Here is a 24,392-nt window from a genome sequence, read left to right on the forward strand (position 1 = left end):
GGGGAGGCGGCGCATGAGCGGTATCTCGACCGCGTGGCGCAGGCAGGGCGGCATGAGCCTGGTCGAATTGCTGGTGGCCGTCTCGCTGGGCGCGCTGCTGATGCTGGCGGCCAGTACCGTGCTGCTGGCGGCCAGCGGCAGTTATGGCGATCAGTCCGCCAGCGCGCGGCTCGATGACAACGGCCGTTATGCGCTCGACACCATCGCTCGCGCCGTGCGCCAGACAGCCTATGTGAATTGGGATAGCAGCGCCGCGCCCGTCGCCCATGCCGATTACGACAGCGCGAATATCGCCGGGCTCGACGCGCACAGCCTGGGCAAGAACAGCGAGGGCATCAGCGGCGCGTTGCCCGATGCCTTGCATGGCAGCGATGTGCTGGCCCTGCGCTATTACGGCACCGGCAAGGACGAGGGCGGCGACGGCTCCGTGCTCAATTGCGCCGGCTTTGGCGTGGGCGCCGCGCAAACGGAGGCGCAGCGGGGCTGGAGCATTTTCTATGTGGCGCTGGGCGCCGATGGCGATGGCGAGCTGCGCTGCAAATACCGTGGCGCGAACGGCTGGGGCGCGGACGCCATCATCCGTGGCATTGACGGTTTCCAGGTGCTGTATGGCCTCGATACGGATACGCCGTCCGACGGCGTGGCGAACCGCTATGTCAACGCCAGCGCACTCGACGCCTACGATGCGGCGCTGGTGCTGGCGGGGGAGGATGCGGCCGCGCGCCAGCGCGATTTGTACCGCCGCACGCACTGGAAGCGCGTGGCCAGCGTGCGCGTGGCGCTGCTGTTGCATGGCGAGGCGGGCCAGGCAGACAAGATGGCGGAGCTGGGGCCGGCGCAGTTCGATCTGTTTGGCAAGGCATATGCCGAGGCGCACGGCGCCAGCGACACGGGTGTGCGCATCGCGCGCGTATCCCTGCCCGCCGCAACGCGCTCCAGGCTGCGGAAACTGGTGCAGACGAGCATCATGCTGCGCAACGGGCCAGCCTAGGCGGGCGGTGCGATGGCTGGCGCGGACGTCCGCTGTTGCGTACCGCGTTGCGCGCCCGGTGTGAAACGACGTGGCGCCACCCTCGTGTATGTGCTGTGCCTGCTGGTGCTCATTTTGTTACTGGGCATATCGGCAGCGCAGATGGCCTTGCAGGGCGAAAAGGCGGCGCGCGGCGAGCGTGACCGGCAGATCGCGTTTCAGGCGGCGGAGGAGGCATTGGTGGATGCGCAGAACGATATCGAAGGCTTGCCCGGCGCACCGGGCCGGGCAAGCCTCTTCGCAGCAGGTAGTGCGGCCGGGTTCGCGGACGGCTGCGGCGACGCAGGCGCACTGGGCCTGTGCCTGCCTGCAGCCCCGGACGCGCCAGCCCTCTGGCTGAGCATGGACCTGGATGGCGCGGAAGGGGGAAGTGCCAGCCGCGCCGTGACGTACGGCCAGTTTACGGGCGCCGTCATGCAGACGGGGCAGGGTTTCCTGCCGTCGCGCCGACCCCGCTACCTCATCGAATTGCTGCCGTTTCACCCGCCCGGCGCGCAGGCCATGGCAGTGGTTGGCGGCCTGGCCACGGAAAGCTATGTCTATCGCATCACGGCCATGGGGTTTGGCGCGCAGGAAAGCACGCAAGTCGTGCTGCAAAGTTACTACCGCAAACAGGCGGCCGGAGCAGGGCCATGAGGACGTTGTCGTTCGCGTTGTGCTCCACCTGGCAGTCCGCGTTGCGGCGCGCAGGCTGGGCCTGGCGGATGCTGCTGGCCTGTCTGGCTTGCGGCGGCGCCTTGGCGGCCAGCGTGCCTGCAGACGCCGCCCCCGCAGTGACGCTGGCGCGGGCCGACGCGGGTTTGCACGGCGCCAGAGTGCCGCCGAATCTGCTGCTCAACCTGTCCCTCACGCATGCGGCCGCCGCTGCGGCGCATGGCGGCGACTATGCGCCGCAGCACGACTATGCAGGTTACTTTCATGCGCGCATGTGCTACAGCTATCCGTATCGCAGCAAGGATGGCCTCATGCTGCCGGATTTGCGCGTAGCGACCGCTTACTTCTCTGTGCTGAAACCGGCCGATGCGCTGCACGGCTGCGGCGGCGACAGTTTCAGCGGCAACTTTCTTAACTGGGCCAGCGCCAGCATGCTCGATATCGTCCGCTATGCCTTGACGGGCGGCGACCGCGTCATCGACGAAGTGCGCAAGACGGTGCTGCAGCGCGCCTACCTGCCCGATGCCGACAGCCCCACCGACTTTTTTGCCCACCCTGTCTTTTTCCCGCGCAAGGTGCTGCACGCCGGCGTGGCGGCGGCGACACCGTTTGCGCTGGCGCAACTGGCCATCGTTTCCTGTCGCAATCGCCTGCTGTTCGGCGACGCTAGCCTCAGCCAGCCTTCGGGCGGCAGTTGCGACGCGCCTGGCCCTGCTGCCACGCACGGCGTGTTCCTCGCGCGCGTGCGCGTTTGCGATGCCGATGAAGGGCCGCTGCGCGACGATTTGTGCCTCGCGTATGGCAAGAACTACAAGCCAGTGGGCGCCGTGCAGCGGCATGGCGGCAGGGTAAGGGTGGGCGTGTTTGGCCACTTGAACGGTGTACCTGCCACCACCGGCCCCGTGTATGGCGGCGTGCTGCGCGCGCCGCTGACCCACGTGGGCAGGCAGCGCTGGACGGCGCCCGATTTTATGCCGCAAGACAACGCTGGCGCCGAGTGGCATCCTGCCACTGGCGTGTATGCGGCTCAAGCTGCTGGCCCTGGCGGCGGTGTGACCGCTTACATCAATGGCCTGGGCCGCAGCAATGCCGCGCATCCCGGCGCGTACGCGAGGGCGGCGCCGCTGGCCGAATTGCTGTATGAATCGCTGCGCTATCTGCAGGGAAGGCAAGCGAGCGCCGTGGTGCCGCCTGCCACGGCCCCGCCTGCCGTCGACGACGGCCTGCCTGTCGTGACTGCGTGGAGCGACCCGCAAACGGCCAGCTGCCAGCGCCACATCGTCGTCAGCCTCGGCGATGCGGGCATGGCGGGCGACCGTTACGTGCCCGGCAATGTCCCGGCGGCTCCCGCAGCAAGCGGCGACCGCGCACGCGCTGCGGATGGCTTTGCGCCGCCACCGTTCGATGCGATGGCCTGGACGCATGCGGTGGGCCGCCTGGAAAGCGGCGGCGCACAGGGTAATCCCGCGCCACGGCCAGAACTGGCGGCGCTGGAATTGCTGGCCGAGGGCGCGGGCGGCGCCAGTTACCATGCGGCAGGGCTAGCCTACTGGTCGCATGTGCAGGCCCTGCGTCCTGGCGGCAAGAGCGACGGCGCAGCAAAGGTCGAGCACTATGCGGGCGACTTGCGTCAGGGCGACCCGGCGGGCGTGCCCGCCACCACGCCGGCCCCCACACCCTTGTTGCTGGCGGCCAAATATGGCGGCTTTTTCGATACGAACGGCGATGCCAACCCCTACAAGAGTGCGGCGGGCGGCGCGCTGGACGAATGGAGCCTTGGCGGCCGCTGGCCCACGCATTACCTGCCTGGCAGCGATCCGGCCGCCTTGATCGCAGGACTGCGCGCAGCCTTTGCGGCCGCCGACAACGCTAGCTTGCCGGCGATGCTGGCCGGGCCAGCCCTGATGGCACTGGCCAACGGTAGCGAAGAAGCATACTGGTTCCAGACGCAGATGCGCCTGGCCGATGGCAGCATGACCTTGTGGCGCGCCGCGTTTGCCGTTGGCGCCGATGGCACCCTGCTACCCGGCAAGCCATGGTGGCGCGCTGGTGGCCAGGACAAGCCCGTGCCGGATGGCCCGCCCACGCCCTTGCGTCCCGTCTATACGCTCGATGCCAAGGGCGCCCTGATGTCGCTGGCCTGGCAGCGGCTCGATGCGGCGCAGCGGGGCGCATTCGACGGCGGCGATGGCCGGGGGGAGGCGCGCCTGGCATATCTGCTGGGCCAGCGCACGCACGAGGTGGGCCAGCCAGGCGGCTTCCTGCGGCGCCGTGCAGGCGGCCTGGGCGCGGCGCCGCATGGCAATTTGCTCTACGTGGGTGCGCCAGGGGCGGGCATGCCGGGTGCCGGCTATGGCTTGCACCGCAAGGCGCTGCTGCAGCGGCGAAAAATGCTGTATCTGGGCGCCAACGATGGCCTACTGCATGCGTTTGATGCGCGTACGGGCAGCGAATTGTTTGCCTATCTGCCGCAAGCGCTGCTGCGCCTTGTGCCCGCCGCTGCGAGCACTCACTACAGTCCCGGCCCGCTGCTCGACGGCGCGGCGGCCACGGCGGAAGTGTTGGCGCAGGGGCGCTGGAAGACGGTGCTGGTGTCGGGCATGGGTGGCGGGGCGCAGGGCGTGTTTGCGCTCGACATCACCGACCCGGCGCGCTTCGCGCAAGAGGGGGCGCTGTGGGAATTCACGGACCGCGACGACAAGCTGATGGGCAACGTGCGTGCGCCGCCCGTTTTTGCCCGCATCAACATGGGCGGCAAGGAAGGCGCGCCGGCCTACCGCGATTTCGCCATCGTCGCCAGCGCTTACAACAACCATGCGGACGATGGCAAGGACACGACGGCGCCCGCATCGGCCGCCGCCATCTTCCTGCTGGCGCTGGACAAGGCGCCCGGCACGCCCTGGCTGTTGGGGAACAATTACTTCCGGCTCAAGGTGCCCGTGGCCAGTGGTGGCGATGTGGATGGGGACACCAGCGCCCTGCCCCAGGCGCTGGGCCCGCCCGCCGTGGTACCGGGCGGCGACGGCGCGCTGGCCCACCTGTATGCGGGCGATTTGCAGGGCAATATCTGGCGTCTCGACATGGCCGGCGGGCCGCCGTGGAAGGAGGGCCAGGGGCGCAAGCTCGTGTTTGTTGCGCGCGATGCGCAGGGCCGGCGCCAGAGCGTGACGCAGCAGCTGAACGTGGCGTATGCGCCCGGTGGCGGCTATCTGCTGCTGTTCGGCACGGGCAAGCTGGTCGAAGCGGCCGATACCTGGCCCGCTGCTTTTCAGTCACAATCGTTTTACGCCGTGCATGATGATGTGCGTGAAACCTCTCCCACGCGCAGCCGGGCCGACCTGGAACAGCGCAGCCTGGGCGAGGCGGCCGGCGGCGTGCGCGTCGACGGCGCCGAGCTTCGCTACACGGGCAGCGCCGCCATGCATGGCTGGTACCTCGATTTTCTCAATACGGCGCAGACCGGTGAACGCAGCGTCAGCAGTCCCGTTCTGGCCGCCGGCAAGGTGTTGTTCAATACTGTCCTGCCGGGGCGCGACCCTTGCGCCAGGCCAGCCACGCGCCTGTACGTGCTCGATGTGCTGAACGGCTTTGCCGCCGATGGCGCCGGTCTCGTGCAGGCGGGCGCGCAGACAGGACGTTTGTTCGATGGCTTGGCGCGCGCGCCGCCGCTGGCGCTGGAATTGAACAGCGCGGTGGGCGCCACGACGCCAGCAGGGCGGGCCGAGGGGCGCAAGGAACTGGCCGTGCTGCAAGCAGGCTTGCCCGGCGCAGGCAGCGCAGCGGGACTCAAGGTCGTCAGCGCAGCGCTGCCGGCGCGGCGCCTGAGCTGGCGCGAAGTGGCAAACTGGCGCGAATTGCACGAGGCGGCCAAGAAGAAATAGGCGCCGATATGGTTGGCGTACCGACAGTTAACAACGCGAAGGCCTGCGCAGCGTATCGGTCGGCGCTTTTTGGGAAGAGGGGAGGGGGCATGGAAGCGCAGGCAAGGCGCAATGGGCCCGTTCCCAACGGTGGCGTCCCTGCCGCCACATTGGGCTTCAGCCTGATTGAATTGCTGGTCGCGCTGGCGATCATGAGCTTGCTGCTGGCGCTGGCCGTGCCCGCTTATCACGGCTATGTCGTGCGCGCCAAGCGGGTGCAGGGGCAGGCGGCCCTGCTGCGCCTGATGCAGCAGCAGGAGCGCTTTTACTCGCAAAACAATCACTATCTGGCATTTTCCGCGGCTTCGCCAGCGCCGCAGTTTCGATGGTGGTCCGGCGAAGGGGGCGCGGCCGGGAGTGCGTATGAAATCGAGGCGCTGGCCTGTCCCGGCTTGACGATCGGACAATGCGTACTTCTGCGGGCCATGCCGGGCACGTCCAAGGTCGACGCACAGTTCCAGGATGCCGATTGCGGTGTCCTGTCCTTGAACAGCACGGGCCAGCGCGGCAGCAGTGGGCCCGCCAGCCATTGCTGGCCCTAGGCCATGGTCAAGCGGGCATCGTGGAGCGGGCACACCTTTGGGCACACCATGCCCGAATTGCTGGCCGTACTGGTGATTGCCGCGCTGTTGGCGGCCGCTGCCATGCCAGGTTTGCAGCACTTGCTGGCGCGCCAGCAGGTGCGTACGGTGGCCACGGACTTGTACTCGGCCATCGAATTGACGCGCGCGCAGGCGATGGCGCGCGGACAGCGGGTGCTGCTGATGCCGGCCGGGCCTGGTGGCGTGGACTGGCGCACGGGCTGGCTGGTATTCATCGACCGCAATGCCAACCTGGTGTTCGATGGCGATGACGAATTGCTGTTCCGCCAGGGACCGCTGCCGGCGGGTATCACGGTCCAGTTCGTTTTTTCCTCGGCTACGGCGCCGTTTTATATCGCCTACAATGGCGCGGGACGCAGTTGCAGCGCGACCAATAGCCTGGCGGCCCGCTGGGGTACCTTGTCCCTGACTTTGGGAAAGCAGGTGCGCCATATTAAAATCAATATGCTGGGCAGGGTGCGCGTATGCGACCCGCAGCAGCAAGCGGCCAATTGTAGCGGCGTGGCCGACAGTTCCTGACAAGACTGTTACTTGTCATTTAGCAATTATTCACCTTCAAGCAAAGAAGCCCGTGGAAATACTCAACGATATCGATGGCATGCGCCTGGCGCTGGAATGGGCGGCGCGCGGTTTATACACGACCTCGCCCAATCCCCGCATCGGCTGCGTCATCGTCAAGGATGGCCAGGTGATCGGCGCCGGCGTGACGCAGGCGGCGGGGCAGGACCATGCCGAGGTGCAAGCGCTGGCGAATGCGGCAGCGCGCGGCAACGACGTGCGCGGCGCCACTGCCTATGTCACGCTGGAACCGTGCAACCACCATGGCCGTACGCCGCCTTGCTCCGATGCGCTCGTGCGCGCGGGACTGGGGCGCGTCGTGGCCGCCATGACGGATCCGAATCCGCTGGTGGCGGGGCAGGGGCTGGCCAAGCTGCAAGCGAACGGCATCGCCGTCACCACGGATGTGCTGGCCGATGAAGCGCATGAAATGAATATCGGCTTCTTTTCACGCATGCAGCGCGGCAAGCCGTGGGTGCGCCTGAAAACGGCTGCCAGCCTGGACGGCATGACGGCCTTGCACAATGGCCAGAGCCAGTGGATCACGGGGCCGCAGGCGCGCGCCGACGGCCATGCCTGGCGCGCGCGCGCCTGCGCCATTCTGACGGGGATCGGCACGGTCAAGGCGGACGACCCGCAACTGAACGTGCGCGCCGTCGAGACGCCGCGCCAGCCGCGTCGCATCGTCATCGACAGCCGGCTCGACATCAGCCTCGATGCGCGCATCTTGCAGGGCGGCGGCACGTGGATCGTGGCGGCCGTCGCCAATCCGGAAAAGGAAGCGCAGCTGCGCGCCCTGGGCGCGGAAGTCATCGTGCTGCCGAACGCCAGTGGCAAGGTCGACTTGCCCGCGCTGATGCAGGAACTGGGACGTCGGCAATGCAATGAAGTCCACGTCGAGGCTGGCTCCAGGCTGAACGGCTCGCTGATACGCGAAGGCTGCGTCGACGAACTGCTGGTCTACCTGGCGCCCACCTTGCTGGGCGACGCACAAGGCATGTTTGCCTTGCCGGCATTGACGGATATCAAACAGCAGCGGACTTTGCAATTCCACCAGGTTCAGCAAGTGGGCGAAGATTTGCGTATCCTTGCAAGATTCGCCCAGCGCAATTAATACTTTCACATTTTTTATAAGGTTAGCTCCATGTTTACAGGAATTGTTGCCGCCATCGGCAAGATTGAAACCGTGCAAGCGCTCGACGGCGGCCTCGATGCAGGCGTGCGCCTGAACATCCATGCGGGCGGCTTGCCGCTGGCCGATGTGGCCCTTGGCGATTCGATCGCCATCAATGGCGCTTGCATGACGGTGGTGAAAAAATCGGACACGGGCTTTGCCGTCGATGTCTCGCGCGAAAGCCTCAATTGCACCGTGGGCCTCGATACGACCACGGAAGTGAACCTGGAAAAAGCCCTGACCCTGGCCGAGCGCCTGGGTGGCCATTTGGTTTCCGGCCACGTGGACGGCCTGGGCATCGTGCGCAGGTTCGAAGCCGTGGGCGAATCGTGGGAACTGGTGATCGAAGCGCCGCATGCACTGGCGAAATACCTGGCCTTCAAAGGTTCCGTCGTCGTCAATGGCGTGTCGCTGACCGTCAACCGCGTGGAAGACCTGGGCGCGGGCGCCGTCAAGGGCTGCCGTTTTTCGATCAACCTGATTCCCCACACGATCGCCATGACGACCTTGAAACACTTGACGGTCGATGGCAAGGTCAACCTGGAAATCGACTTGATTGCCCGCTATGTCGAGCGCATGTTGTCGCTGGACAAGGCTGCCGCCTGATACGGCAGCGTAAAGGAGCAACACCCTCGTCGGCCTTTCGTCGTGCCAAGCGTGTGTTGCTTTTCTTTCAGACGCGCATACTATGAAGCTTTCCGCAGTGGAGGCTAGTCATGGACCCTATTTCGCGCGCAACTGTGCCCAATGCCATCCCGGCCACGCCCCGCGTGGGCGAGACGGCTCCGCTGGCGCCAGCGCTGCCCGTGCCGCCTTCCGGCGCGGCGGCGGCCCTTGCCATCCTGTCCTCGTCCCAGGTCGACATCTCTCCGCTGGGCCAGTTCCTCTCCGGCGTGGCCTTGTCGCGCCGGCAACTGCTGGCCTTGCAGGGCGTTACAGAGGAGGCCAGGGCGGCAAATACCCCCGTGAATGTCAATGATGACTTGCTGGCGCTGGCGCGGCAGTTGACGGAATCGTTTGCCCAGCTGCAAACGAGCGGCATCGATGCCAGCCAGCTGGCGACGGCCGGCGACACGCCGGGCAGCCTGGCGCAGCGCTACGATTTGCTGTCGGGCGATGGCACGACGGATGCCAGCGCCGCGCTGGCACAGGACGGCAGCTTGCTCACGCAAGGGCAGCTGGCCCGCATCGGCATCGACTTGCGCAAGGAAGAGGTCGACGCGGCAACTTTACAGGCCGCGTATGCGGCCGACAGTTACGCCACCCTGGACGCCTTGCAGCAGGGAACGGACGTGCTGGCGCAGGTGGGCGCCGTGCTGGCGCAGCGACAGGGCGTGCCGCTGGCGGCCGTGGTCGAAGCGGATTTGACGGGTGAAGCAATGCCGGCCAGCGTCGCGCAGCAGACGGCTGTCGATGAAGGGCCGCCGCAGACGGCCGCTATTGAACAGCGGCAACGGGAAGTGCAGCGGCAGCTGGAAGCGGAAGAGTTGAACCTGGACTTGCAGGAGCTGCGGCCCCAGCCGCCAGCGCAACAAGCCGACGATGCGGCGCAATTGCAGCAGACGCAACGCACGGACAGCCAGCGCATGGATGCCCGGCGCATCGACGGCGAACGCATGACTGCCGATGAGCAGGTGCAGCGGGAAGAGGGCGCGCAGTCGGTCAAGGCGGCTTCTGTACGGGCGCAGTCGCTGGCGCAAGCCGGTGCAGGCCCCGCGACGGCGCAAGCCCAGATGGCCCAGCAAAATGCGCGGGCGCAAGAGCTGGCCGCGCGCATGGACGTGCCGCCGCCTTCATCGCAAGACCCGTCCGTGGCGGCGGCCATCGCCGCGTATAACTTGAATATCGCCGCCCTCAATCCCGGCTTGATGAACCGGCCATTGCCGGCCAGCGACTCGCGCCTGCCGCTGGTGGCGCCCGTCGCTGCCGTGGCACCCGTCAAGCCCGTGAAGAAAATCTAGGGCAGCAGGCTGGCGTCCAGTGTAATGTTGGCTTTAAGTAACTTTGACACGGGGCAGCCGGCTTTGGCCTTGGCCGTCAAGGCCTCGAATGTCGCCTGGTCGGCACCCGGAATCTTCGCCTTCAGGGTGAGGTGGACGGCCGTGATGGCAAAGCCATCGTCTTCCTTGTCGAGGGTCACTTCGGCCGTCGTCTCCATCTTTTCCGCCGTCAGGCCCGCTTCGCCGAGGATCAGCGACAGGGCCATGGTGAAGCAGCCCGCGTGGGCGGCGCCGATCAGTTCCTCGGGATTCGTGCCGGGCTTGCCTTCGAAGCGGCTGGCAAAGCCGTAGGGATATTCCTGCAAGGCGCCGCTGCGCGTGCTGATGGCGCCCTTGCCATCCTTGATGCCGCCTGACCAGATGGCCGATCCGTTGGTTTTCATATTGCCGCTCCTGTGTGGGGTGTCGCTGCGAGTGGGGCGTCAGCGCCGTGGCGGTGACTGGCAGATCTTATGCTTGTTGCAAGGCTGGCGGCGCGCGTTTAGCCATCGCCGTTTGCGCCGGCTCGGCGGAGCGGTGTTTTCTGGGGCCGGCTGCGGCGCACATGCGGCAAACCTGCCTTATTTCAGGTCTGCAAGCGCTAAATCCTTTAAAATAGCAGGTTATAAGAAAATTCCCGGAAATTCGCGGAATATTCGCGCTCGATATTTCAGTTTCAGTTTCAGTTTTTAGTTTCATTAACAACGCCCGGAAAAACCGTCGCGAGCGGAAGGAAGAGGTGGCTGAGAAGCGCAACCGTACGAAGGTACGGTGAGCATCGCAAGCCGCCTATACCGACGCGCAGCAGGTTTTGCCAGGTGTCTTCAGAGGATGAATAATGTCAATATCCAGCACCGAAGAGATCGTCGCTGAATTGCGCGCCGGCCGCATGGTGATACTGGTCGATGAAGAAGACCGGGAAAATGAAGGCGATCTGGTGCTTGCCGCCGATTTCGTGACGCCTGAAGCCATCAATTTCATGATTACGCATGCGCGTGGCCTGGTCTGCCTGACCCTGACGGAAGAACGTTGCGACGAGCTGAACCTGTCGATGATGACGTCGCGCAACGGCACCGCCTACGGCACCAACTTTACTGTTTCCATCGAAGCGGCCGAAGGCGTGACGACGGGCATTTCCGCCGCCGACCGCGCCAAGACCATCGAGGTGGCTGTGGCCAAGGGCACGCAGCCCAGCGATATCGTCCAGCCTGGCCATATCTTCCCCCTGAAAGCGCAAAAAGGCGGCGTGCTGATGCGCGCGGGCCATACGGAAGCCGGTTGCGACCTGACGGCCATGGCCGGCCTTACGCCCGCGTCCGTGATTTGCGAAATCATGAAGGACGACGGCACCATGGCGCGCCTGCCGGACTTGCTGCTGTTTGCCGAGCAACATGGCCTCAAGATCGGCACGATTGCCGACCTGATCCATTACCGCAGCCAGACGGAATCCCTGGTCGAACGCGTTGCCGAGCGCACCCTGCAGACGGCGCATGGCGAATTCCGCTTGATCGCGTTCCGCGACAAGCCGAGCGCGTCGGCCCACCTGGCGCTCGTCCATGGCGACCTGGCGCCCGGCCTGGAAGCGCTAGTGCGCGTGCACCAGCCAGTTTCCCTGCTGGACGTGCTGGAAAGCGAAGCCACCACCCACTCGTGGACGGTGGCCGCCTCGATGGCTGCCATCAAGCAGTCCGAGCGGGGCGTGATGGTCTTGCTGAACTGCGGCGAGACGTCGAGCGAGCTGTTTGCCCAGTTCGCCGCGCTCGACACGCCGCAAGCCAAGCCGAAAGGCCGTGCCGCCAGCATGGACTTGCGCAGCTATGGCATCGGCGCGCAAATCCTGCGCGACCTGGGTGTGAGCAAGATGCAATTGCTGGCCAGTCCACGCAAGATGCCGTCGATGGCCGGTTTCGACCTGGAAGTGACGGGTTTTCAGTGCCATCCCGGGCAGCAGTAATTCATTAACTTTAGCGGTCTGGCGCATGGCGCCGACGCTGATCACCTGATAAAGAGGCTTATGATGACCGTAGGAACATACGAAACCAATTTTGCCGGCGAAGGTTTGCGCGTCGGTATCGTCCAGGCACGATTCAATGAAATCGTCGGCGGTGGCTTGCTGTCGGCATGCCTGGAAGAGTTGAGCAAGCTGGGCGTGGCCGATGAAGATATCCTGCACGTGACCGTGCCGGGCGCCCTGGAAATCCCACTGATTCTGCAAAAAATGGCAGAAACCGAGCAATTCGACGCCCTGATCGCACTGGGCGCCGTGATTCGCGGTGAAACCTACCACTTCGAGCTGGTATCGAACGAATCGGGCGCAGGCATCACGCGCGTCGGTCTCGATTACGGCATCCCGATCGCCAACGCAGTGTTGACGACCGAAAACGACGAGCAGGCGGAAGTGCGCATGCTGGTCAAGGGCGCCGAAGCGGCACGCGTGGCAGTGGAAATGGCCAATCTGGCGCAAGCGCTAGAAGAGTTGCAAGACACAGACGAGGATTAATCGTGCTTGCGCCGCAGTGTGCTGCCTGGCAGCACGCCGCGGTATTCGTCACTATTTGCAGTAGATACGTATTTAAGAACAGGTAACAATCATGACTGAGAAAAATTTGCTCGCCAATCCCAGCAAAAACCGCACGCCGCGTCACCGCGCGCGCGAGTTTGCGCTGCAGGGCTTGTACCAGTGGTTGCTGAACAATGAAGACGCGACCACCGTCGTGAACAATATTCGCGCCGCGCATGGTTTCGACAAGGCCGATGGCGATCATTTCACGGTGCTGCTGTACGGCACCATCAAGGACTCGCTGGCGCTGCGCGACAGCATGACCCCCTTGATCGACCGCAATATCGCAGAACTGTCGCCCATCGAACACGGCATTCTGCTGATCGGCGCGTTCGAGCTGAAGAACAACATGGAAATCCCGTACCGCGTCGTCATCAACGAAGCGGTCGAGCTGGCCAAGTCGTTTGGCGGTATCGACGGTCACAAGTATGTGAACGGCGTGCTCGACAAGCTGGCAGTGAAGTTCCGCGAGGAAGAAGTCAACGCCAACAAGCGCAAGTAATGTAGGGATGGATCCAGCGGCGAAGGCCGCACTGGATGCAAAAAGGGCAGACTGAAAAGTCTGCCCTTTTTGCTGTCGGAGTGTTGCGCTTTAGTACGGCGGGTAAGGCCGACCCGAGAGCGGGCTGCGCAGCAGTTTTGAAGAGCGCGCGACTACAGGCCGGCGATCTCGTTGTGTGGCAATACTTTAATGGTGATGCCGCTTTCCGCTGCCGGCGCCTTGGCTGGCGCTGGCGTGTTCGATGCCATCACCGGCGTCGTGGTCGGCACGCGCTGGCCGGCGGACACTTGTTTCAGGCGGCGGTATTCGGCCAGCACGCGCGAGCCGTAGCCCGAGTCGGTGGCGAAGTTGGCGGCGCCCACATAGGTTTTCAAGCCTGCCTCGACGGAACCGCCACGCGTGACGTAGTCTTTCAGGATCAGCGAGCCGACGCGGATGTTGGCTACCGGGTTCAGGGCCGCTTGCACGCCGCCCATTTCCTGGAAGCGCTCATGGTGCACTTTCGACATGACTTGCATCAAGCCTTGCGCGCCCACTGGGCTTTCCGCGAACGGGTTCAAGCCCGATTCGATGGCCATCACGGCCAGGATCAGCAGCGGGTCCAGCTTGATTTCGCGCGCCGTCAGGTAAGCCGTCGAGACGAGCATATTGGTCGCATCGTTGGCCACGCGGTAGCGTTTGGAGAGCCAGTTGGTCACCCATTGCTGCTGCTTTTGCGTGCCCAGCAAGGCTTTTTCTTCCTTGCTCAGCGCTGTGTTGCTGGCAGCGGCCGTTTGCACCGAAGCGGGCGCTTCCATCAGTGCCGACAGGGCCGGTGCTTCGACGGCTTGCGCCTCTGCCATGGGCAGCGGGAACAGGCTGTGCGTCAGTTGCTTGCCCAGGTCAGGGCGGAACATCAGCAGGGCGATCAGTGCCAGGGCGGAAATGCCGAAGACGGTCAGTGTGTGTTGCGCCGTGGTCAAAACGCCACGTGCTGAAATGGCCTGTGCGCGGGCGCGCAGACGCGCCAACGCTGGCTGGCCAGCCACGGTTGAAGCAGGCAAGGCTGCTTCAGTGCTACGATGAGTCATAGAGTTCCCCGAAATGTCGCGTCAACAGGCAGTCCCTCCGCGGTCTCGCGGTGTTGTGGGTACTGCCAATGCCGTGCATCAGAAATATCATCGTTTCCGCCGCGTATGGATGCGTGCGAGAAACGCCGTCATTGCTTGCTTGAGCTGATCGGTCCCGTTTTGGTATTGGATCAGTCGCAATACAACTTTTACCGGGGGTAAGGCAGACGCCTTTTGAAAACACTCCTTAAAATGTCATGTGGAGCCCCGACTCCGTGAATGAAAGAGAAACGCTAAAATCAAGCCCTGGGCCGGCGTGCTCTTTCAAGTTGGGCGAATTGTAGAAGCCGTTTTATATCAAGTCAATACTAACGAATCGATTCTTTATTACTTTTATGTCTTACTTTTTGTCTTGCATTGTGCCAAAAGCCAATAAAATCAATTACTTGGCATAGATCCTTCAGCAACGGCGTCCGACGTCAAAAAAAATTAAAAACACATGAAATATTCAGATTTGCGAGATTTTATTTCTCAACTGCAACAAATGGGTGAACTTAAGCCCATTTCGACCCCCATTTCACCGATTTTGGAGATGACGGAAGTCTGCGACCGCACCTTGCGCGCAGGCGGGCCGGCCTTGCTATTCAACCATCCGACGGGCTATGACATGCCGGTGCTGGGTAATTTGTTCGGCACGACGCGCCGCGTGGCGCTGGGCATGGGCGCGGAAGACGTCAGCGAATTGCGCAAGATCGGCCATGTGCTGGCGCGCCTGAAGGAGCCGGAGCCGCCGAAGGATTTCAAGGATTTGCTGGGCCTCGGTTCCCTGGTGAAATCCGTGTGGGACATGTCGCCGAAAGAGTTGCGCGGCGCCAAGTGCCAGGAAATCGTCTGGGAAGGCAGTGACGTGGATCTGGCGCGCCTGCCCATCCAGCATTGCTGGCCCGGCGATATTGCCCCCCTGATTACCTGGGGCCTGGTGATCACCAAGGGCCCGAACAAGAAGCGGCAAAACCTCGGCATTTACCGTCAGCAAGTGCTGGGACGTAATAAGGTCATCATGCGCTGGCTGGCGCACCGGGGCGGGGCGCTGGACTTCCGCGAGCATGCGATTCAAAGCAAGGGCAAGCCGTATCCGATCGCCGTCGCGCTCGGTGCCGATCCCGCTACTATATTAGGGGCTGTCACGCCAGTGCCGGACAGCCTGTCCGAATACCAGTTCGCCGGCTTGCTGCGCGGCAGCCGCACGGAGCTGGTCAAAGCCATCGGCAGCGAGCTGCGCGTGCCCGCCTCGGCGGAAATCGTGCTTGAAGGCCATATCTACCCGGATGAAAACCATCCGAGCGGCTACGAGCACGCGCTGGAAGGGCCATATGGCGACCATACGGGCTACTATAATGAGCAGGACAGTTTCCCCGTGTTTACCATCGACCGCATCACCATGCGCCGCGACCCGATCTACCACTCCACGTATACAGGCAAACCACCGGACGAGCCGGCCGTGCTGGGCCTGGCCCTGAACGAAGTGTTCGTGCCCTTGCTGCAAAAGCAGTTCAGCGAAATCACGGACTTCTATCTGCCGCCCGAAGGCTGCAGCTACCGCATGGCCGTGGTGCAGATCAAGAAGCAGTACGCGGGCCACGCCAAGCGCGTGATGTTCGGCGTGTGGAGTTTCTTGCGCCAGTTCATGTATACCAAGTTCATCGTGGTGGTCGACGAAGACGTGAATATCCGCGACTGGAAAGAAGTCATCTGGGCCATCACCACGCGTGTCGACCCTATCCGCGACACGACCCTGGTCGACAACACGCCCATCGACTATCTGGACTTTGCCTCGCCGGTCAGTGGCCTGGGCAGCAAGATGGGTATCGATGCCACCAATAAATGGCCGGGCGAAACCACGCGCGAATGGGGCACGACGATCGCCATGACGCCGGAAGTGAAGGCGAAGGTTGACAGCATCTGGCAAGAACTGGGGCTGTAAGGCAATCCTTGAGCGGCTGGAGTCAGGCCCTCAGCACCGATAACGCAAAGGTTATTGCCAACCCGATCGGGGGTCTGACCCCGGATTTCAGCTTGCTTCCCCAATCTGCCCCAGACCGGTTATAATTGTCCCTGGCGGGCCCCTGCGCATCGTGGCATGGCTAACCTGGTCAGGTCGGGAACGAAGCAGCCACGGCTATTAACCATGAGTGCCGCAGATCAGGCTCGCCACCTTCGGGAATGTTTCATCAGGATCAACAATCAAGCTGCCATGGGCAGCTTTTTTGCTTTTACGGCCACACTTTCCCTTGGCGCTGAAGCATTGTCGGGCTGGCTGTGTTTTCCCTGTTTTCACTTGGCCATGTTATACAATTGCTGCTTTGCCGCGTTTGCCAGCTTGCACTTAAACTTGAGCTGGCCCGGCCATGAGGCTTGCGCCCGCCGCGCAGGATCACACCGCAACTCGCATGGTAAAATCTCAGCATGTCCTATCAAGTCCTCGCCCGTAAATACCGCCCCAAGAATTTCGAGACGCTCGTCGGCCAGGAGCACGTCGTGCGCGCGCTCACGCATGCCTTGCACAGCGGCCGATTGCATCATGCCTACCTGTTCACGGGCACGCGCGGCGTCGGCAAGACGACCCTGTCGCGCATCCTGGCCAAGTCGCTCAATTGCATCGGCCCCGATGGCACGGGCGGCATCACGGCTCAGCCTTGCGGCGTGTGCGAAGCATGCACGGCGATCGATGCGGGACGCTTCGTCGACTATATCGAGATGGATGCGGCGTCGAACCGCGGCGTCGATGAAATGGCGCAGCTGCTGGAACAAGCGGTCTACGCGCCAAGCAATGCGCGCTTCAAGGTCTATATGATCGATGAGGTGCACATGCTGACGAACCATGCCTTCAATTCCATGCTGAAAACACTGGAAGAGCCGCCCGAGCACGTCAAATTCATCCTGGCCACGACGGACCCGCAAAAGATTCCCGTCACCGTGCTGTCGCGCTGCCTGCAGTTCAACCTCAAGCAGATGCCGCCCGGCCACATCATCAGTCACCTGGACAATATCCTGGGGCAGGAAGGCATCGCCTTCGAGCAGCCGGCCTTGCGCCTGCTGGCCCAGGGTGCCCACGGTTCCATGCGCGATGCGCTGTCGCTGACGGACCAGGCCATCGCGTATGCGGCCGGTGCAGTCACCTTGGATGCCGTGCAAGGCATGCTGGGTGCGCTCGACCAATCCTACCTGGTGCGCCTGCTCGACGCGCTGGCGCAGCAGGACGGGGCCGACTTGCTGGCCGTGGCCGACGAGATGGCGTCGCGCAGCCTGTCCTACAATGGTGCCCTGCAAGACCTGGGCACCTTGCTGCATCGTATTGCGCTGGCGCAAACCGTGCCGGCCGCCTTGCCGCAGGATTTGCCTGAGTACGCAGACATCGTGCGTTTGGCCGGCGCGTTTGATGCGGAAGAAGTGCAGTTGTTTTACCAGATCGCCGTGCATGGCCGCAATGAACTGGGCCTGGCGCCCGACGAATACGCGGGCTTCACCATGACCTTGCTGCGCATGCTGGCCTTTCGGCCCGGCATAGGCGGTGCCGATGGCGTACCGTCTGGCGCGCCTGCAGCGGCAACGGGCAACCGTCCCGCTGCCATGGCTGCCGCGCGCGCTGCGGCAGGGGCGTCCGCTCCCGCCGCCCGCGCCGCCACGAATAGCGTGGCCAGCCACGCGGCCGTGACGGCTGGCGCCGCGGCGCCAGCGGCCGTGGTAGCCGCCGCTGCCGCCAGCATGGCGCGCAGCGAAGCGCCACCGCCGCGTGCTGCGGCAGCGGCACCGGTGCCGGCGCCAGCACCTGCATCAGCGCCGTCACCTGCGGCTGCCCCACCAGCATCGGGCGCGCCCATCAGTTCCGCCCGCGCCGCCATCAATGCGGCGCTGGAAGCGGCCCGCGCCGCCTCGAAAGGCCGGCCGGGCAGTGCGCCGTCGGCGCCAACGTCGGCGCCCAAGCCAGCCGCTCCTGCGCCAGTGCCGGAGCCTGTTGCCGCTGCACCAGCGGCACCGGCCGCGTCGCCACCGCCCGCCGCCGCGAAAGCGCCGGCACCGTGGGACGATGCGCCACCCGTGGCCGTGCTGGAAGCTCCCGCTCCCGTGCAGCAGGAACGTCCCGCCGCCCCGCCGCCACAGCAGGCGCCGGCCGACGACGACTTGCCGCCGTGGGTCACCGAATTTTCCGACGACAGCGCCTCGGCCGCCGTGTCCGCGCCCGCCGCGCAAAGCACCGAGCAGCCCGCCGTCGTCATGCCGCAGCGTGCCGCCAAGCAAGCCGCGCCCAGCGGACCGTATGTGATCACGCCCGTGCCTGGCCTGGACTGGGATGGCAACTGGCCGGCCGTCGCCGCCGTGCTGCCGCTGCGCGGCGTGGCCCAGCAACTGGCCGTGCAGGCCGAGCTGATCGAATGCCTGCACGATGGCCACAGCACCACGTTCCGCCTGCGCGTGCCCATCGACACCTGGCGCAGCCCGGCCAATGTGGAAAAACTGGCAGCCGCGCTGACCGAGCGCTTCGGCCGCAAGGTCAGTGTCGATACGGAACTGGGCGCCGTCTGGTACACGGCCAGCGCGGAAGCGCAGGCCCACCGCGAGGCGTGCCAGCTGCAAGCGGAAGAAACTATCGCAAGCGACCCCTTCGTGCTCGACATGAAGCGTGCATTTGACGCTTTCGTCGTGCCGGGAACGATTAGCCCTGCACCGGCCGGCTCTGCCACGCCGACCCTGCATTGATGATTAACACACTCACAAACTGAATTGAACGGAGCATTCTCATGATGAAAAATCAACTGGCTGGCCTGATGAAGCAGGCGCAAGCAATGCAAGACAATATGAAAAAGGCCCAGGAGCAACTGGCGCTGGTGGAAGTGGAAGGCCAGTCCGGCGCCGGCCTCGTCAAAATCGTCATGACGTGCAAGAACGACGTCAAGCGCGTTTCCATCGACCCATCGTTGCTGGCCGACGACAAGGACATGCTGGAAGATCTGGTGGCTGCCGCCTTCAACGACGCCGTGCGCAAGGCGGAAGCGACATCAGCTGAAAAAATGGCTGGCTTGACTGGCGGCATGAACTTGCCAGCCGGTTTCAAAATGCCATTCTGATGCCACACCGCATGCGCTCGATCCATGGCACCGGGCAGGCTTGATCCATGTCCAAGTCGCTTGAATTTTTGACCGAGGCGCTGCGGCGCCTGCCCGGCGTCGGCCCTAAGTCGGCGCAGCGGATGGCCTTTCATTTGTTGCAGCACGATAGGGAAGGCGCGGCCATGCTGTCGCGCGCCCTGTTCCAGGCCGTCGATGCCGTGCATCATTGCGGCCTGTGCAATACCTTTACCGAACATGAAGTGTGCGAGACCTGTCTCGACGACGAGCGCGACAAGCGCTTGCTGTGCGTGGTGGAAACGCCTGCCGACCAGCTGATGATCGAGCAGACGCTCACCTACAAAGGCCTGTATTTCGTGCTCATGGGGCGCTTGTCGCCACTGGACGGCATCGGCCCGAAAGATATCCACCTCGAAAAATTACTCAATCGCGCCAACGATGGCGTGGTCGGTGAAGTGGTGCTGGCCACCAACTTCACCAATGAAGGCGAAGCGACGGCCCATTACATCAGCGAAATGCTGAAGGCGCGGGGCTTGCGCGTGAGCCGTTTGGCCCGCGGCGTGCCCGTGGGCGGCGAACTGGAATACGTCGACGCGGGCACGATTGCCCGCGCGATGCTCGACCGCAGGGCAACCTAAATCATGCAAGAAAAAACCTCGGCTGGCCCGTTGACGGGCATCAAAGTGCTGGAACTGGGCACCCTGATCGCGGGGCCGTTCTGCGCCCGCATGCTGGCCGAATTCGGTGCCGACGTGATCAAGATCGAGTCGCCCGATGGCGGCGACCCCATCCGTACCTGGCGCGTCCTGAAGGATGGCACCTCGCTATGGTGGTCGGTGCAGGCGCGCAACAAGAAAAGCCTGACCTTGAACCTGAAGTCGCCGGAAGGGCGTGCCATCGCGCGCCAGCTGGCCCTGGAAGCGGACATCATCATCGAGAATTACCGCCCCGGCGTGCTGGAGAAGTGGGACCTCGGCTACGAGCAGCTCAAGCAGATCAAGCCGTCCCTCATCATGGTGCGCCTGTCCGGCTTTGGCCAGACGGGGCCGATGAAGGACTTGCCCGGTTTCGGCGCCATCGGCGAAGCGATGGGCGGCTTGCGCTATGTGTCCGGCTTTGCCGACCGTCCGCCGGTGCGCGTGGGCGTGTCGATTGGCGACTCCGTGGCGGCCCTGCACGGCGTGATCGGCGCCATGATGGCCCTGCGCCACCGCGACGTGACGGGTGGCGCGGCTTCTGGCGAAGGGCAGATGGTCGATGTGGCCCTGTATGAATCCGTGTTCAACCTGATGGAGTCGCTGGTGCCCGAATACGACCAGGCGGGCGTGGTGCGCGAGCGCACGGGCGGTTCCTTGCCCGGCATCGTGCCCTCGAATACTTACACCACGGGCGATGGCGAAAACATCGTGATTGCCGGCAACGGCGACGCCATCTTCAAGCGCTTGATGCTGGCCATGGGCCGCATCGACATGGCGGGCGACCCGCAACTGGCGCGCAACGACGGTCGTGTCGCGCGCACGCAGGAAATCGACGACGCCATCGGCGCCTGGTGCGCCACGCACACCATCGACAGCGCGCTGGCCGTCTTGACGGCGGCCGACGTGCCGGCCGGAAAAATCTACTCCGTGCGCGACATGCTGAGCGATCCGCAGTTTCTCGCCCGCGATATGTTCGAACAACACCATTTCGCCGACGGCACGCCCGTCAAATTACCCGCCATCAGTCCGAAACTGTCAGCCACGCCTGGCAAGACGCAGTGGCTGGGGCCGACCTTGGGCCAGCACAACGATGAAGTGCTGGCGTCGCTCGGTTATGATGCTGCCGCCATCGCGCGGCTCAAGACCGATGGCGTGGTGTAATTCGTTATTGACCCACAGAAATAAAGCCGGGGTCAGGCCCGCCGGGTCTGACCCCGGAATTTGTCTCTGGGCTTTCCGCTAACAACAATACTTAGGAATATCGTGAAGCAGTCGTCCCTCTGCGCCCTGCGTGCGCGTCTGATCCCCGCGCTGTCCGCCGCCATTCTCCTCTCCGCCTGCGCCAGCTTCCCGCATGACGCGCCGATTGCCGGCTTGCGACTGATCGGCGAGCAGCGCATCGCGCTCAAACACGCGTACGAGGGCACCACGCTGGGCGGCTTGTCCGGCATCGACTATGATGCGGCCAGCAATAGCTGGGTGATGGAAAGCGATGACCGCTCGGAAATCAATCCGGCCCGCTTTTACCGCGCTGCCCTGGCCTACGACAGCCGGGCGTTTACAGGCGTGACCTTGAGCAGCGTGCATTTCTTTACGCAGCCCGACGGCAGCCGCTATCCGAACCTGGCGCATGCCAGGCTGGAAAATGGCGACCAGGTGCCCGACATCGAAACCATCCGCGTCGATCCGCAGGACGGCAGCCTGTGGTACGGCAGCGAGGGCAACCGCAAGGTGGGCTTGCATCCGTTCGTGCGCCACGCCGATAGCGGTGGCCATTACCTGGCCACCTTGCCCACGCCCGCCATGTTCAAGGTCTCGAAGGAAGAAATCGGCTCGCGCAATAACATGAGCTTCGAGGCATTGTCGTTTTCCTCGGACGGCAAGAGTTTGTGGCTGGGCATGGAAGCGGCCCTGTACCAGGATGGCCCGCTGGCCACGCCCGACACTGGCTCCGTGGTGCGCATCACGCGCCTGGACCGCGCGGGCACCGTGCTGGGCCAGTACGCGTATCCGATTGAGCCAGTGGCGTCGCGGCCCGCGCCGGGGCGCGAAGCGGATAATGGCGTGTCGGAAATCCTCGCCGTCAGCGACCATGAGTTGCTGGTGGTGGAGAGGGCCGGCGTGGAGCACGCGGACGGCCTCTACACGAACCACGTGCGCATCTACGCGATGGATACGCATGGCGCCACCGATGTGCAGGCGCTGCCAGCCCTCGCGGGCGCCGCTTACGTGCCGGCGCGCAAGCGCTTGCTGCTGGACCTGGAAAAGATCGGTCTCGAAAGGGTAGACAATATCGAAGGCATCAGCTGGGGCCCGCGCCTGGAAAACGGCCGCCGCAGCCTGGTGATGATTTCCGACGATAATTTCAACGCGCAGCAAGTCACGCAAATCCTTGCCTTCGAAGTGCTCTAGTGTCCATGCTGGCCAGCCCGCCCGCCTGCCTGGTCAGCATGGCCGTGATCGTGTCATGCGGCGACGGGTGGCCCAGGAAATAGCCTTGCGCCATGTCGCAGCCGTATTCTTCCAGCATCAGCAGTTGCTCGTCCGTTTCCACGCCTTCGGCTACCACCACCATCTTCAAGCCATGCGCCATAGCGATGATGGCGCGCGTGATGGCCGCGTTTTCCGTATCTTGCGGCAAGCCGGCGATAAAACTCTTGTCGATTTTTAAGGCCCGCACGTCGAAGCGTTTCAGGTAATTCATCGACGAGTAGCCCGTGCCGAAGTCGTCGATCGACAGGTACACGCCGATGCCGCGCAATTGCTCCAGGGTCACCATGGTGGCGCGCGCATCGTCCATCAACGTTCCTTCCGTCAATTCCAGTTCCAGCAGGCGCGCGTCCAGGCCCGTGTCGGCCAGGGCCGAGAGCACGATCTGCATCAGGTTTTCATCCTTGAATTGCTTGGCCGACAGGTTCACGGCCATGCGGATGGCGCGCCCGCCATCGCTTTGCCAGGCCTTGGCCTGGTTGCAGGCCGTGCGCAGCACCCATTCGCCGATGGGCACGATCAGCCCCGTCTCTTCGGCCAGCGGGATGAATTCCGTGGGCGAGATGATGCCCCGTTCCGGGTGGCGCCAGCGCACCAGCGCTTCCACGCCCACGATCTGCGTGCTGGGCACGTCGATCTGCGGCTGGTAAAGCAGGTACAGTTCGTTGTTTTGCAAGGCTTTGCGCAAGCCCACTTCCATTTTGACGTGGCTCATGATTTCCATGGTCAGCGATGAACTATAGAGCTTGGCGTTGTTCTTGCCGCAGTTCTTCGCGTGGTACATGGCCGTGTCCGCATATTTGAGCAGCGAATTGCAGTCCTCGCCATCTTCCGGATACAGCGAGATGCCGATGCTGGCCGTGACAAAAATCTCGTGCCCCTCGATCATGAAGGGCCGGCGCATGGCTTCCTTCACCCGGTGCGCCACGTTGAGCGCGTCTTCCACCCGTTCCAGGTCGGGAATCAAGATCGTGAATTCGTCGCCGCCCAGGCGCGCCAGGTTGCTGCCGCCTGAGATGGGCTCAAACTCGTGTTCGGCGCGCAGCACCAGGTCGCTGGGGCGGATGGTTTCGCGCAGGCGCTCGGACACCACCTTGAGCAAGTGGTCGCCCACGTCGTGACCCAGGGTGTCGTTGATGCGCTTGAAGGCGTCGAGGTCCATGAACAGCACGGCGAATTTCTTGTCGTGTTCTTTCGAGCGCGCCAGTTCGCGTTCCAGCGTTTCCAGGAAGGCTTGCCGGTTGGGGATGCCTGTCAGGCTATCGCAATAGGCGAGGCGGCGGATCTGTTCCTCGGTGCGCTTGCGCTCGCTGATGTCACGCACCAGTCCCAGCACTTCATCGCCCCCCGTCGCCACCAGGCGCGCCTCGAAGTGGCGCGTGCTGTCCTCGTGCGTGAGCGTGTAGTCGATCGAGCCGATATGCTGCGTGGCCAGCACGGCGTGCGCCTTGTCCAGCAGGCGGGCGGCGATTTCGGGCGGCAGCACGTCGCCGATATGGCTGCCCACGCAGTCGCTGAGGGAAAAGCCGGCGCTGGCGTCGTGCCCCTGTTCGTAGTCGAGATAAAAGCCTTCGCGGTTGAGGCGAAAGAAAGTGTCGGGGATGGCGGCCAGCACGGCGCGGTTGTGCGCGTCGGCGATGCGCAGGCGGGCGATGGCGTCGCTGGCGCGCAGCACATACAGCACGCGGTGGCCGAGGATGGGCCAGTTGATGGGCTTGGAAATGAAATCCGTCGCGCCAACCTCGTAGGCGCGCGTAACGGCTTCCAGTTCGTCGCCGCCCGTGACCATGATGATGGGCACTGTGCCGCCCACTTCCTGGTGGCGTATTTCGCGGCACACGGCAAAACCGTCGAGGGCCGGCATGTCGACGTCGAGCATGACGAGATCCGGGCCGCCTCGCTTGTAGCTGGCCAGGGCTTGCACGCCGTCTTCGGCCTCGATCACGTCCAGGCCCACTTGCGTGAGCATTTGCCGCATCAGCAGGCGCATCACGGGATCGTCGTCGGCCACCAGCACCAGGCCGCGCAGAGGGGAGAGGGGCGCTGTCAT

The 24,392-nt window shown here is 64.0% G+C and carries 20 protein-coding genes and 1 other RNA gene; 18 read left to right on the forward strand and 3 right to left on the reverse strand.

All coding sequences use genetic code 11. From position 1 onward, the window contains the following. The first annotated feature begins 52 nt into the window (after positions 1 to 52). The 8 genes from K0F85_RS23345 (at position 53) to K0F85_RS23380 (ending at position 9,899) form a co-directional block, all read left to right on the forward strand. On the forward strand, positions 53 to 991 hold the full coding sequence (locus K0F85_RS23345) for a PilW family protein (RefSeq protein WP_257638138.1): 939 nt from the start codon (positions 53 to 55) through the stop codon (positions 989 to 991). A 60-nt stretch (positions 992 to 1,051) separates the two neighbouring features. Further along, complete coding sequence (locus tag K0F85_RS23350; protein WP_257638136.1) at positions 1,052 to 1,666, forward strand: PilX N-terminal domain-containing pilus assembly protein; 615 nt, start codon at positions 1,052 to 1,054, stop codon at positions 1,664 to 1,666. Beyond that, positions 1,663 to 5,565, forward strand: a complete 3,903-nt coding sequence (locus tag K0F85_RS23355) for a pilus assembly protein (protein ID WP_219118308.1) — start codon at positions 1,663 to 1,665, stop codon at positions 5,563 to 5,565. The genes K0F85_RS23350 and K0F85_RS23355 overlap by 4 nt, the downstream gene beginning before the upstream one ends. A gap of 89 nt (positions 5,566 to 5,654) precedes the next feature. After that, positions 5,655 to 6,146, forward strand: coding sequence for a type IV pilin protein (locus K0F85_RS23360; RefSeq protein ID WP_219118309.1), 492 nt, complete (start codon positions 5,655 to 5,657; stop codon positions 6,144 to 6,146). A 48-nt stretch (positions 6,147 to 6,194) separates the two neighbouring features. Continuing rightward, a complete protein-coding gene (locus K0F85_RS23365) occupies positions 6,195 to 6,725 on the forward strand; it encodes a GspH/FimT family protein (protein ID WP_219118310.1) in 531 nt (176 codons plus the stop codon). Between the two features lie 52 nt (positions 6,726 to 6,777). Further along, positions 6,778 to 7,878, forward strand: a complete 1,101-nt coding sequence (gene ribD / locus K0F85_RS23370) for a bifunctional diaminohydroxyphosphoribosylaminopyrimidine deaminase/5-amino-6-(5-phosphoribosylamino)uracil reductase RibD (protein ID WP_257638137.1) — start codon at positions 6,778 to 6,780, stop codon at positions 7,876 to 7,878. Between the two features lie 30 nt (positions 7,879 to 7,908). Then, complete coding sequence (locus K0F85_RS23375; protein ID WP_219118311.1) at positions 7,909 to 8,544, forward strand: riboflavin synthase; 636 nt, start codon at positions 7,909 to 7,911, stop codon at positions 8,542 to 8,544. A gap of 110 nt (positions 8,545 to 8,654) precedes the next feature. Further along, on the forward strand, positions 8,655 to 9,899 hold the full coding sequence (locus tag K0F85_RS23380; protein ID WP_219118312.1) for a hypothetical protein: 1,245 nt from the start codon (positions 8,655 to 8,657) through the stop codon (positions 9,897 to 9,899). On the opposite strand, the gene K0F85_RS23385 is transcribed toward K0F85_RS23380, so the two are convergent. Further along, positions 9,896 to 10,321, reverse strand: a complete 426-nt coding sequence (locus K0F85_RS23385) for an OsmC family protein (RefSeq protein WP_219118313.1) — start codon at positions 10,319 to 10,321, stop codon at positions 9,896 to 9,898. The two genes, K0F85_RS23380 and K0F85_RS23385, sit on opposite strands and share 4 nt — an antisense overlap. A gap of 434 nt (positions 10,322 to 10,755) precedes the next feature. Between K0F85_RS23385 and ribBA the strand changes: the two genes are divergently transcribed. The 3 genes from ribBA (at position 10,756) to nusB (ending at position 12,979) form a co-directional block, all read left to right on the forward strand. Then, the gene (gene ribBA / locus K0F85_RS23390) at positions 10,756 to 11,871 is read left to right on the forward strand and encodes a bifunctional 3,4-dihydroxy-2-butanone-4-phosphate synthase/GTP cyclohydrolase II (protein WP_219118314.1); all 1,116 of its coding nucleotides are present in this window, start codon (positions 10,756 to 10,758) and stop codon (positions 11,869 to 11,871) included. A gap of 63 nt (positions 11,872 to 11,934) precedes the next feature. Then, positions 11,935 to 12,417 (forward strand): 6,7-dimethyl-8-ribityllumazine synthase, encoded by a 483-nt coding sequence (gene ribH, locus K0F85_RS23395; protein WP_076570670.1) that lies wholly within the window; start codon positions 11,935 to 11,937, stop codon positions 12,415 to 12,417. Between the two features lie 91 nt (positions 12,418 to 12,508). Then, positions 12,509 to 12,979 (forward strand): transcription antitermination factor NusB, encoded by a 471-nt coding sequence (gene nusB / locus K0F85_RS23400; protein WP_219118315.1) that lies wholly within the window; start codon positions 12,509 to 12,511, stop codon positions 12,977 to 12,979. A gap of 152 nt (positions 12,980 to 13,131) precedes the next feature. On the opposite strand, the gene K0F85_RS23405 is transcribed toward nusB, so the two are convergent. Next, complete coding sequence (locus tag K0F85_RS23405; protein ID WP_219118316.1) at positions 13,132 to 14,049, reverse strand: lytic transglycosylase domain-containing protein; 918 nt, start codon at positions 14,047 to 14,049, stop codon at positions 13,132 to 13,134. A gap of 478 nt (positions 14,050 to 14,527) precedes the next feature. Here K0F85_RS23405 and ubiD point away from each other — a divergent pair, with 478 nt between their 5' ends. From ubiD to K0F85_RS23440, 7 genes are all read left to right on the forward strand, one after another. Continuing rightward, on the forward strand, positions 14,528 to 16,012 hold the full coding sequence (ubiD, locus tag K0F85_RS23410; RefSeq protein WP_219118317.1) for a 4-hydroxy-3-polyprenylbenzoate decarboxylase: 1,485 nt from the start codon (positions 14,528 to 14,530) through the stop codon (positions 16,010 to 16,012). Positions 16,013 to 16,145: 133 nt separating this feature from the next. After that, positions 16,146 to 16,244: signal recognition particle sRNA small type (gene ffs, locus K0F85_RS23415), an RNA gene on the forward strand. 250 nt (positions 16,245 to 16,494) lie between these two features. Further along, positions 16,495 to 18,786, forward strand: coding sequence for a DNA polymerase III subunit gamma/tau (dnaX, locus tag K0F85_RS23420; protein ID WP_219118318.1), 2,292 nt, complete (start codon positions 16,495 to 16,497; stop codon positions 18,784 to 18,786). 41 nt (positions 18,787 to 18,827) lie between these two features. Continuing rightward, entirely contained in the window at positions 18,828 to 19,154 is a 327-nt protein-coding gene (locus tag K0F85_RS23425; protein ID WP_034759121.1) for a YbaB/EbfC family nucleoid-associated protein, read from the forward strand. Between the two features lie 47 nt (positions 19,155 to 19,201). Further along, positions 19,202 to 19,792 carry a recombination mediator RecR gene (gene recR, locus K0F85_RS23430; RefSeq protein ID WP_092800624.1) on the forward strand — a complete coding sequence of 197 codons (591 nt, stop codon included), beginning with the start codon at positions 19,202 to 19,204 and terminating at the stop codon, positions 19,790 to 19,792. Between the two features lie 3 nt (positions 19,793 to 19,795). After that, entirely contained in the window at positions 19,796 to 21,013 is a 1,218-nt protein-coding gene (locus tag K0F85_RS23435; RefSeq protein ID WP_219118319.1) for a CaiB/BaiF CoA-transferase family protein, read from the forward strand. A 102-nt stretch (positions 21,014 to 21,115) separates the two neighbouring features. Next, complete coding sequence (locus K0F85_RS23440) at positions 21,116 to 22,264, forward strand: esterase-like activity of phytase family protein (protein ID WP_219118320.1); 1,149 nt, start codon at positions 21,116 to 21,118, stop codon at positions 22,262 to 22,264. On the opposite strand, the gene K0F85_RS23445 is transcribed toward K0F85_RS23440, so the two are convergent. Next, on the reverse strand, positions 22,233 to 24,392 hold the full coding sequence (locus tag K0F85_RS23445; protein WP_219118321.1) for a bifunctional diguanylate cyclase/phosphodiesterase: 2,160 nt from the start codon (positions 24,390 to 24,392) through the stop codon (positions 22,233 to 22,235). The two genes, K0F85_RS23440 and K0F85_RS23445, sit on opposite strands and share 32 nt — an antisense overlap.

The organism is Janthinobacterium sp. UMAB-56 (assembly GCF_900095265.1).
Classification (GTDB): domain Bacteria; phylum Pseudomonadota; class Gammaproteobacteria; order Burkholderiales; family Burkholderiaceae_D; genus Janthinobacterium.